The sequence below is a fragment of the Clostridium sp. genome (assembly GCF_050717545.1).
In the GTDB taxonomy this organism is placed as follows: Bacteria; Bacillota; Clostridia; order Clostridiales; family Clostridiaceae; genus Clostridium_AD.
Map to the genome: position 1 here is coordinate 69,181 of NZ_JBOITN010000044.1, position 10,610 is coordinate 79,790.

Sequence of the window (10,610 nt, forward strand, 5' to 3'; positions counted from 1 at the left end):
AAAGAATAAAAGGGAGGATTAAAAATGATAGTTTCGAACGAAAAGGAAGTTTTCACAGGAAAAGTAATTAACCCAGAAGCAAAAAATGCTTTCATGCAAACACTTATATCGCCAAAAGAAGGATGGGAAGGATACGTAATGCGTGTATTCCAATTAGAAGAGGGAGGCTACACTCCAAAACACAATCATGCTTGGCCCCATATAAACTATATTTTAGAGGGCAAAGGAACATTATTCCTTGATAATGAAGAAACCATAATAGAAAAAGGTTCATATGCATATGTACCTTCAAATGAGCTTCATCAATTTAAAAATATAGAAAGTGAAACCTTAAAATTCATTTGTATAGTTCCAGAAGAAGGTCATAAATAAATAAATAAATTAAGTTCTTGGTACCTAGGTACCAAGAACTTTATATTTCCCTTTCCTTCAAAACATATTGAAAGCCCTCTTACATCAAATCGATTCTTCACAACGAATGTAATAAAATGGCAATATAGATGAAATAAGAAATTATTTAAATGCAGCTAAGAATATAAATTCTGAGTTTAAACTTGAAAGTATATTTTATTATGCAATTGATAATTGTCAAAATAATTATTTTAAAACTATTGAGCTTTTAATAGACAGTGGAGCTAACGTTAACAGTCATCATAGCAAGTTCTTGGAAACTCCTCTTCATAAACTTTGTGCAAGAATAAAACCTAATATGGATGTAATAACTATGATCCTTAAAAAAGGAGCTAATGTAAATTCAATCAACATATCTGGTAAAACTCCTGTATTTTATTGCAGCTTTAATTATTCTGTAGAGCTTCTAAGTCTTCTTGTAGAATATGGTGCGGATATAAACATAAAGGATAAATATAAAAATACTCTTCTTCATGATGATTATATCAATTGTTATGAAGAACATTTCGAAGAATTTTTAAAGGCTCTCATCGGTTTTGGCTTTGACATAAATTCACCAAATTCTACAGGATTAACGCCCTTAGGTTTCTGTGAGAATGAAAAAATTAAGACTATTTTAATAAAATACAATGGAATTATGTAAGTCGTTAATATCACAGCTCCACAGAATATGATTTACAGATTGAAAAAAGTAGCAACATAATTTGTTGCTACTTTTTTCAATCTGTATTACTCCATCTCCTCAGTAAGTTTTACTAATTCATCAATAATATTTCCAATATGCTCTATAGTATCTAATAGTGGTTTTTCTGTTGTTATATCTACTCCTGCCATTTTAGCAAGTTCTATAGGCGTTTTAGTTCCTCCTGCTTTTAATACCTTCCTCCAGTCATCTACCGCAGGTTTACCTTCTTTCAAGATTCTGTTACTTACCTGGGTAGCTATTGTAAGTCCAGCACTGTATGTGTATGGATAAAGTCCCATATAATAATGAGGTTGCCTCATCCATGTAAGTTCTGCGCCATCATTAATTTTTACGCTACTACCCCAGAATTTTTCTAGCACACCTTTTTTTATTTCATTAAGATTTGTGGCTTGCACACTTCCACCTGCATCTATTACTTTGTAAACTTCTCTTTGATACGCGGCCTCTAATAAATGAGTTACAAAGTTATGGTAATAGGTACGGCTAATCATAGAGGATAAAACCCATCTCTTAAATCTAGGTTCATCATTTGTTTTCATAAGATAATTTGCCATAAGCATTTCATTCATAGTAGATGGTGCTTCAATAAAGTATAAAGATGGCTCGGCATTAAAAATATTTTGGTTTTCGTTTATTAATTTAAAATGACCTGCATGACCTAATTCATGAGCAAGCACAAATACTTCTTTCATTTTCTCGGACCAGGATATTAAAATTAATGAATGACTGCCATATGGAGTCGCACAAAAGGCGCCTGTTGATTTCCCTTTATTTACAGCGAAATCGATCCATTTTTCATCATAAGCTTTTTTTACCATTTCTACATAATCTTCACCTAATACTGATAATGCTCCCTCTACATATTTTTTTGATTCCTCAACAGAAATGGTAGGCTCATAAGTAGGGTCTACTTCAAGCTTTAAATCTGCAAATGTCATTTCATCAATTTTATGAATTTTGCCAAGCAGCTTTGCATATTTTCTCATGTGAGGCGCTAGCTTTTCCATGATTATATCTATTTGTCTATCATATAATTCCCTCTCTACCTGTTGAGGGGATAATAAGCTGTCTATAACGGAATCAAATCCTCTAAGCGTTGCCAATGTTTTTTCCTTTTGAACATGAACCTGATAAAGTGATGCTACTGTATGTTTATATTCTCCTAGTTTTGAAGAAAAAGCTTCAAAAGCTGCTCTTCTAATTTTAGTGTCAGTCTCATACTCCCATCCATCTTCAAAAAGCACATAACTAAGAGGATAACTAACGCCATCTACAATAAAATCTTCAAAATCCATATCACTTAGTTTAGTTGTCTCATATGTGCAGTAAGAAGAATCTAGTGTTCCAGATAAAGCAGATAATGCCTTTTCTACTTCCGGGTGTAATAAATGTTTTTTAAATCTTTTTATCTCACTTAAATAATGACCGTTTTCTTTCGATTCTTCAATTGCTTCATCTATTATTTTTTCATTAGCTTCACTAATTTCGCTTGTTACAAAGCTTAACCTACTATCTAAATTCGCTAATGTATTAATGGACTTCATATATCTAGCTTGATTTCGAAGGTTAGATTGATCTGTAGAAACCTTAAGACTTGCATAATTCTCTATAAGATTTTCACTTTCTAGTACCACCCTCATTTTATCCAAACATTCATTTATAATACTAGCACAGTCTAATTTTCCTTTATACTTGTTTTCTATTTCTAACGTAATCTCTTCTAAACCCTCTATGGCTAAATTATACAACTCTTCTGTTTGAAATAGTGAAGATAGATCCCAAGTAAGAGATTTATCAACATCCTTTCTTTCTTTTAAAGCTGTTTTCACTACAATTCCTCCTTACTTAGTTTTTATGGTTTTCTAGCATAGTATATCTATTGGTAATTAATTGCCATATCGTAAATATAGCAGTCTGCAATTTTATTAACGTATTTATAGGAAATTTCTGTGTTCTCAGAAAAGATAAATAATTGCTTCTGAACTCAGGTGAAAATGTATCCTCAAGTTTTTGATACTCTTCATCATTAAAATTATACTTAAGATTATGAGAATATGAATTTCTTATATGATTCACTTTCATAACTGTTTTAAATATATCAGTAGGTAATAACCCTAATGTAAATACTAATTTTGCAAGTTCACTAAATGACAACTTATCACATTCTAAAATTTCGGGATTCTTAAGGTTCTCCCTTAACCTTTCTCTCAAAGCATATTCTATATAAAGATTTCCCCTTAATATAACTTGCATTGGATTTTCAGAATTTATATCCAAGTGAAACTTCTCTAATTTGTTTTTTAATTCTAACATGTTATCTTCGCTTTTCTTAATCTCTGTTTTATTCATTTCATTCATCGATATTTCCTCCCTTATTTAATGTTTATTTCTAAAATAATGTTTTACTTAAACTTAAAATATTAATTACTTATATTGTAATTATAACACGATTGTTATATTAGAATATAATAGTTATATCTAATATAATAATTATATTCTTTTTTTCACATATAATCCTTATCCTTAGAAAAAAAGCAAAAAAAACATAGAGAATGTTAACCTCTATGTTTTTGCATTAATAACTTTACCATCACTTGGTCAAACTATTCCATTTTCATTGCTTCCAAAATACTGCTGGGTGTCACATTGCTTATCCAAACTAGCAATTTTGGTTAAATTAGAATCTTCTTTACCTGTTACCTCTATTACTTCTTCTATATCTACTTCAAAAACTTTGTTATTTAGCGTTATCTTATACTTCCTCATATTATTAACACCTTCCTAAATAAATTACACTCATCATTTTATTCTTTTAATGTTTAATATGCGAAACTCTGAATTAGGCTTATCCCGTGCTGCCATAGTAGATGCTACAAGAGCTACTACTATCCTCTCTTCTTCATCTATTCCATATATTTCTTTTACCTCTGTATTAGTTATTATTTTTTTATAACTATCATTATTTATATTAGCACTTAACCTATCCTCAAAGAATTTTTTTGAAGTTCTTGGAAATAAAGCATAGGATAACACATCTTCATAACAAGTGGCCAAATCTCTAATTTCATTTTCATATTTGTCCATCTCCGGCGCAAGTAAGTCTGCTGGTCTTTGAGTTATAATTTCCATGTCTCCTATAATTTTTGTTTTTATTTCATCTTTTATAGGTGTTGATGGGCTTCCATAAAGTCCCCGAACATAATTTTTTAATTCTTTTGGTATTATTTTATATCGGATTCCAGATAATATATTAAATACTGCTTGAGTTCCTACCATTTGAATAAGAGGCGTAATTAAAGGGGGAAATCCTAAATCTTCTCGAACGATAGGTATCTCTTTAACGACCTCTTTATATTTAGATTCAACCCCTTGCGCCTTAAGCTCTAATAAAAGGTTTGATAACATCCCTCCAGGAACCTGATATGTTATAGTTCTTGGCTCTACATTCATAACTCTTGGATTCAGCACCCCATTTTCTCTGTATTTCTCTTTTATAGGTCTAAAATAGTCTGCTATTTCACCAAGTAAATTAATGTCTAATTTGGGATCCCGCAAGCTCTCTTTTAAAGTAATAACCATGGACTCTGTAGGTGGTTGTGATGCGCCATGTGAAAATGGAGAAATAGCAGTATCAATTATATCTACTCCTGCTTCAACAGCCTTTAAATATGTCATAGAGGCTATTCCACTAGTACAATGAGAATGCAAGCATAATGGTATTTTTACAGCCGCTTTCAATTTTCCCACTAATTTAAAAGCCGAATATGGTGTTAATATACCAGCCATATCATTAATGCAAATTGAGTGTGCCCCTAATTTCTCAAGTTTTATTGATAATTCAACATAGTAGTCTAAAGTGTGTACTGGACTAGTTGTATAGCATATAGCACATTGACAATGTGCTCCAGTTTCTCTAATAACTCTAATTGAAGTTTCCATATTTCTTGTATCATTTAATGCATCAAATACTCTAATTATATCTATACCATTTTCTATAGACTTCTTAATAAATGCCTCAACTACATCATCTGCATAATGCTTGTATCCTAGAAGATTTTGACCTCGAAGGATCATTTGAAGTTTAGTGTTTTTAACAACCTTGCGAATTTCTCTTAGTCTTTCCCAAGGGTCTTCATTAAGAACACGAAGGCATGAATCAAAAGTTGCTCCTCCCCACACCTCCATTGAATAATACCCAACCTTATCCATTTTTTCTAGGATTGGTAATATCTCTTTTGTTGTTAATCTGGTAGCAATTAAAGATTGCTGTCCATCTCTTAGTACTGTTTCTGTAATTTTAATTGGATTCACTATTCAAAACCTCCTTAGAGTGTGTTTTCCTAAATATCAGTAGGTAGCTTTATTAACTATGATTTAGAAACATCCTACTTTTATTACAATGTTGCTAAGTCATCATCCAATATATCGGAAATAAACATACATCCAGGCGCATGTGTTATTACAAGTTCTGGTTTTACATTCATTATTACTGCTTGAGGTGTAACGCCACATGCCCAAAAAACTGGTACTTCTCCCTCTTTAATGGTTACAGAGTCTCCGAAGTCTGGTTTCGATATGTCTTTAATGCCTATTTCCTCAGGATTACTTATATGAATAGGAGCCCCATGAACACCTGGGAATCTTGATGTAATCGCCACCGCTTTTTCAACCAAATCCTTTCGGATTGGTCTCATACTAACAACAGTAGGTCCATTAAAAATCCCTGCAGGATGACATTCTATATTTGTTATATACATAGGCACATTACACTTCTCTTCAATGTGGCGTATACCAATTTGACCATCTGTCAGTGCCTTTTCAAATGTAAAACTGCAACCTATAAGGAAAGTTACTAAATCATCAGTCCACAAATCCAAGATATTATTTACTTCTTCCACTAGTATTCCATCCTTGTAAACACGATATTTGGGGATATCTGTGCGAATATCTGCCGTAGGAGCAATCAAATTAGGTGTGAATTTCCCTTGTTCGCAAATATCTAAAATAGGACAGGGTTTTGGATTCCGTTGGCAGAATATAAGAAAATCCATGGCATATTTGGCAGGAAGGACTACCAAATTAGCCTGTGTATAACCATAAGCTAATCCTGGTGTAATACCTGTCCATTTCTCTGCTCTTATCTCTTTTCTTGCTTCTTTTCCATTACTAAATCCCAACATTACCATCTCCTTATTGTATAATTTCCTCTACTAACACTTCATATTGCTTATTATTAACTCTTACTTTTAGCCTTTTAGCATTTATTGCGCTAGGCTCAAACTTTTCCACGCTTTCTCTTATCAATTCAAAATCGTTCATATATTTCCTATATATTCTATGAGCTTCCTCAATGTTTATTACTTCAAACTTGATACTGTCACCCGGCTTTAACTGTCCCACTATGTTTATATCTGGAGTTATTATTGTAGCAATTTTCGTATAGCCACCCGTGGTTTGCCTATCCGCCATCATAATTATAGGGGCTCCCTCTCCTGGAATCTGTACCGACCCCATGGTTATTCCATCAGATATAATATCTGCAGACATTTTGTGAGAAATTTTAGGACCAGATAACCGATATCCCATTCTATCAGCTTCATTTGTAACTTCAAACTCACTATCCAAAAATGTGTATATACCATTTTTCGTGAAATAATCATCTTGGGGTCCCATTATTACTCTTACAATATTATCCTTGTAATACGAAGGTATTAACTCAATTGGTAATTTTTTTATACTAGTAAAACTATTTTCTCCTGCCTTGTTAATTTTAATCTCGTCACCAGCCTTAAGCATCCTTCCCTTAAAGCCTCCAACTTTACCCTTCACATAAGTAGACTTGCTACCCATCACCTCTGGCACATCCATGCCGTGCTGAATTGCTATATAACTCCTGCACCCGCTTTCTGGAGTTCCAAAGGAAAGCTCATCACCACCTAATACTTTAATACCAGACCACATGTCTATAGCCTTATTATTTATCATTGGCATAAGATTGCCTCCTGTAACTGCAATCAAAGCATCACCCTCAAATTTTATTTTAAGTCCAAAAAGGGTAGTTTCTAGACACGCCTCGCTATCTACGTTCCCAACAAGAATATTAGCCATTCTTAGAGAGAACTGATCCATTGCACCAGAAACGGACATACCAGACTTTTGATGATTGTACCTTCCAATGTCCTGAATGGTAGTATACATACCTGGCTTTAATATCTTTATTATTGTCATATACTTACCTTCTTTCCTTGCCTTTTATAACTACTTTATATTTTCCTTCGAGCTCTAAAGCCTCAATAAGTTTGTATTCATTCTCATCTATTTGTACAAATTTTATATAATCACCAGCATTTAATAGTACGGGCTCCTCTCTGCATGGATCATACAATTTAACAGGAGTCCTACCAATTAATTGCCAACCTCCAGGGCTTTCTACAGGATATATGCCTGTCTGTTTGCCTGCAATTCCTACACTTCCAAACGGAATTTTAGTTCTCGGATTTTGTAGCCTTGGGGCCTGAATTTTATCACTCATACCTCCAAGGTACGGAAACCCAGGTGTAAACCCAATCATATAAATTAAATACTCCATATCTGTGTGAATTTTTATCACTTCATCTATTGTTATTTTATTATGATCTGCCACAAACTCAATATCAGGTCCATACTCCCCTCCATAAAGTGTTGGTATTTCTATAACTTTAGCATCTGGCAATTTTAATTCATGCATCCTTGATATAATGGATTTTATAGCATCTATAAGTTCATTAAGTTCCATTATCATAGGGTCATAAATTACCATAAGTGACCTGTATGTTGGAATAATCTCGTTTATTCCCATAATACCATCTCGTTCAATTGCAACTGTAAGACTTCTAATTTTTGAATTAACCTCTTCTTCAATTTTATCTCCAAATTCAACAACTAGAGCTCTATCTCCGGCGATTAAATACTTAACTTCTTCATACATATTGTATTTTCAACTCCTATTTAAATAATGCAACTATTCCACCCAAAGACTGATAACCAGCAATTACTGCCAATATCACAACAACATAACCTGAATACATAAGCCATTTAGAATGTTTATATTCACCTACAATATTCTTATTTGTAGACGCAATAAGTAATATACCAAGAGCAATTGGAAGAATTAAACCATTAAGTGAACCAGCTACCACAAGTAACTTTACAGGTTTACCAATCGTTAAAAATATAAACGTTGATATAACGATAAACCCTATAATAAATTTTGATGTGTATTTTTCAAAAACTGGTGCTAGTGTTTTTAAGAATGACACAGATGTATAAGCTGATCCAATCACTGATGTTAGAGCTGCTGAGAAAAGTACAACTCCAAATAACATGTACCCAAAATTACCTGCTCCAAGTCTAAAAGCCTCTGCTGGAGGATTTATCGTACCAAGTGGTTTGCCTATGTTTACAACAACTCCAAGAACAGCTGCGAACAAAAGTATTCTCATAATAGACGCTACTGTTATGGCAAGTACTGAGCTTCTATTTATATCTTTTAAATGCTTAATTCCGGTAATTTTAGCATCGATTAGTCTGTGTCCTCCAGCAAATGTTATATATCCACCTACTGTTCCACCCACAAGAGTTATAAATGGCAAAAATTCAAACTCAGTTGGTACAAATGTCCTTGTAATCATCTCCCCAACTGGAGGCTGGGTCTTAAAAGCAACATATCCAATAAGAATAACCATAAGAACGCCTAGAACTTTAGCGAAAGTGTCCATTACCTTTCCAGCTTCTTTAAACGAGAATACTATAATCGCTATAAAAGCACTAATAATAGCTCCCATTTTAACGTTTAAGCCAAATAATACATTAAGTCCAAGGGCAGCTCCTCCAATATTTCCTATATTAAATGCAAATCCCCCAATACATATTAGAATTGCTAGAAAAACACCTAGACCAGGTAGAGTCTTGTTTGCAATATCTTGCGCACGAAGACCTGACACTCCAATAACTCTCCATATATTGAGCTGTGCAATAAAGTCTACTATAATAGTAAGCAATATAATAAACCCTAGATTAGCTTTAAATGTTTCTGTAAATACTGCAGTTTGGGTTAAGAATCCCGGTCCAATAGCAGAAGTTGCCATAAGAAATGATGCTCCAATTAGCACACCCCAATTACTTTTCTTTTTCATATCTTGCTTGCTCTTTTGTAATTTGTTATTCATAAATTTATATTCCCCCTATTTTATAAATTGATTAAGTGATTTTATTTCTACTCCAGCTCTGGATAACTCCTCATTTATAGTTTGTGCAAACTCAGCAGCCTCTGGATTGTCTCCATGAACACATATAGAATCCACATTTATATTTATATCTTCACCGTTTATTGCAGTAACCTTTCCCTCTTTTACCATTCTTATTACCCTGGAAATAGCTATACTCTTATCGTGTATCATTGAACCATCAAGACTTCTTGAAACAAGAGTTCCATCAGAATTGTATGCCCTGTCCGCAAAAACTTCATTTGCAGCTTTTAACCCTTTTTGTTTTGCAGCATTTGTAAGTTCACTTCCAGCAAGTCCGAGAACTATCAAATCCCTGTCCACTTCCCATATACCTTCTATTATTGCACGTGCTAGTTTACCGTCTTTAGATGCCAGGTTATACATTGCTCCATGAGGTTTTACATGCTGCATTTTAGCTCCTGCTGCTTTTACAAATCCATATAAAGCTCCAAGCTGATATATGGTATACTGCTTCATCTCATCCGGAGACACTGTCATATTTCTTCTCCCAAAACCCATAACATCAAAAAATCCAGGATGTGCGCCAATACCAACCCCATTTTTCAAAGCGACCTTCACAGTATCTCTCATAACCATAGGATCCCCTGCATGCCATCCGCATGCAATATTCGCTGATGATACATATGAGAGAACCTCTTCATCAAGGCCTATTTTGTAAACACCAAAACTTTCTCCTATATCGCTATTTATATCAACAAATTTTTTCATATTATTTTTCTCCTTTGTTTTGTTATTAATTATTTTATAATTTCAAATAATGGAATTGAATTTATCCTTAATTTTATCATCTATTGAACTTAGTTTCAAGAATTATTCATTTTGTTTGCTATTTCTGATTCAATTTTAACAGATGATATTTTCTTTATAGGTGAATTACTTAACATTTTTTTTACCCCCGTATTAATATCTTTTAATTGGATTGTTTACTAGCAGTATAATTAAATACTAGCTTTCATTATACTATAAAATTTATCATTTTATTTAAATGTGTATAATTATATATTTTGTGATTTTCTATTGATATTTTTGCATGCACGTGGTAAAGTGTTGAAGTAAATAGAGCCTTTTTAATTAATACTAAAGACCAGCTAGTTAAAGTCAACTATTAGTTTGAAATTTATTTAGAATTATTTTGATTAATTTTAAGCACAACAAAAAGACCATTGGTAAACACGAATGATTACATAAAATGGATATTAAATTGT

The 10,610-nt window shown here is 32.9% G+C and carries 11 protein-coding genes; 2 read left to right on the forward strand and 9 right to left on the reverse strand.

Going from position 1 to position 10,610, the window contains the following annotated elements; translation table 11 throughout:
* Positions 1–24 precede the first annotated feature (24 nt).
* Together ACREVX_RS16375 and ACREVX_RS16380 are read left to right on the forward strand one after the other, a co-directional pair.
* Complete coding sequence (locus ACREVX_RS16375; RefSeq protein WP_431545284.1) at positions 25–372, forward strand: cupin domain-containing protein; 348 nt, start codon at positions 25–27, stop codon at positions 370–372.
* A 205-nt stretch (positions 373–577) separates the two neighbouring features.
* On the forward strand, positions 578–1,054 hold the full coding sequence (locus ACREVX_RS16380) for an ankyrin repeat domain-containing protein (protein WP_431545295.1): 477 nt from the start codon (positions 578–580) through the stop codon (positions 1,052–1,054).
* Positions 1,055–1,140: 86 nt separating this feature from the next.
* Here ACREVX_RS16380 and pepF read toward each other — a convergent pair whose 3' ends face one another.
* The 9 genes from pepF to ACREVX_RS16425 all read right to left on the reverse strand — a co-directional run bounded on the left by pepF (position 1,141) and on the right by ACREVX_RS16425 (position 10,113).
* On the reverse strand, positions 1,141–2,946 hold the full coding sequence (gene pepF, locus ACREVX_RS16385; RefSeq protein WP_431545285.1) for an oligoendopeptidase F: 1,806 nt from the start codon (positions 2,944–2,946) through the stop codon (positions 1,141–1,143).
* Positions 2,947–2,962: 16 nt separating this feature from the next.
* Positions 2,963–3,475 (reverse strand): hypothetical protein, encoded by a 513-nt coding sequence (locus ACREVX_RS16390; RefSeq protein ID WP_431545286.1) that lies wholly within the window; start codon positions 3,473–3,475, stop codon positions 2,963–2,965.
* Between the two features lie 240 nt (positions 3,476–3,715).
* Complete coding sequence (locus ACREVX_RS16395; protein ID WP_431545287.1) at positions 3,716–3,883, reverse strand: hypothetical protein; 168 nt, start codon at positions 3,881–3,883, stop codon at positions 3,716–3,718.
* Between the two features lie 33 nt (positions 3,884–3,916).
* Positions 3,917–5,428, reverse strand: coding sequence for an oxaloacetate decarboxylase subunit alpha (locus ACREVX_RS16400; RefSeq protein WP_431545288.1), 1,512 nt, complete (start codon positions 5,426–5,428; stop codon positions 3,917–3,919).
* A gap of 83 nt (positions 5,429–5,511) precedes the next feature.
* Complete coding sequence (locus ACREVX_RS16405) at positions 5,512–6,294, reverse strand: putative hydro-lyase (RefSeq protein ID WP_431545296.1); 783 nt, start codon at positions 6,292–6,294, stop codon at positions 5,512–5,514.
* A 13-nt stretch (positions 6,295–6,307) separates the two neighbouring features.
* Entirely contained in the window at positions 6,308–7,345 is a 1,038-nt protein-coding gene (locus ACREVX_RS16410) for a 5-oxoprolinase subunit C family protein (RefSeq protein WP_431545289.1), read from the reverse strand.
* A gap of 4 nt (positions 7,346–7,349) precedes the next feature.
* Entirely contained in the window at positions 7,350–8,084 is a 735-nt protein-coding gene (gene pxpB, locus ACREVX_RS16415; protein ID WP_431545290.1) for a 5-oxoprolinase subunit PxpB, read from the reverse strand.
* 16 nt (positions 8,085–8,100) lie between these two features.
* Positions 8,101–9,324 carry an NRAMP family divalent metal transporter gene (locus ACREVX_RS16420; RefSeq protein ID WP_431545291.1) on the reverse strand — a complete coding sequence of 408 codons (1,224 nt, stop codon included), beginning with the start codon at positions 9,322–9,324 and terminating at the stop codon, positions 8,101–8,103.
* Between the two features lie 15 nt (positions 9,325–9,339).
* Positions 9,340–10,113, reverse strand: coding sequence for a LamB/YcsF family protein (locus ACREVX_RS16425; RefSeq protein ID WP_431545292.1), 774 nt, complete (start codon positions 10,111–10,113; stop codon positions 9,340–9,342).
* Between the last annotated feature and the right edge of the window lie 497 nt (positions 10,114–10,610).

Bases quoted from the DNA above. Each gene is read 5' to 3' on its own strand.
- ACREVX_RS16375 (WP_431545284.1), top strand. From the start codon at position 25: ATGATAGTTTCGAACGAAAAGGAAGTTTTCACAGGAAAAGTAATTAAC.
- ACREVX_RS16390 (WP_431545286.1), bottom strand. From the start codon at position 3,475: ATGAATGAAATGAATAAAACAGAGATTAAGAAAAGCGAAGATAACATG.
- ACREVX_RS16395 (WP_431545287.1), bottom strand. From the start codon at position 3,883: ATGAGGAAGTATAAGATAACGCTAAATAACAAAGTTTTTGAAGTAGAT.
- ACREVX_RS16410 (WP_431545289.1), bottom strand. From the start codon at position 7,345: ATGACAATAATAAAGATATTAAAGCCAGGTATGTATACTACCATTCAG.
- pxpB (WP_431545290.1), bottom strand. From the start codon at position 8,084: ATGTATGAAGAAGTTAAGTATTTAATCGCCGGAGATAGAGCTCTAGTT.
- ACREVX_RS16420 (WP_431545291.1), bottom strand. From the start codon at position 9,324: ATGAATAACAAATTACAAAAGAGCAAGCAAGATATGAAAAAGAAAAGT.
- ACREVX_RS16425 (WP_431545292.1), bottom strand. From the start codon at position 10,113: ATGAAAAAATTTGTTGATATAAATAGCGATATAGGAGAAAGTTTTGGT.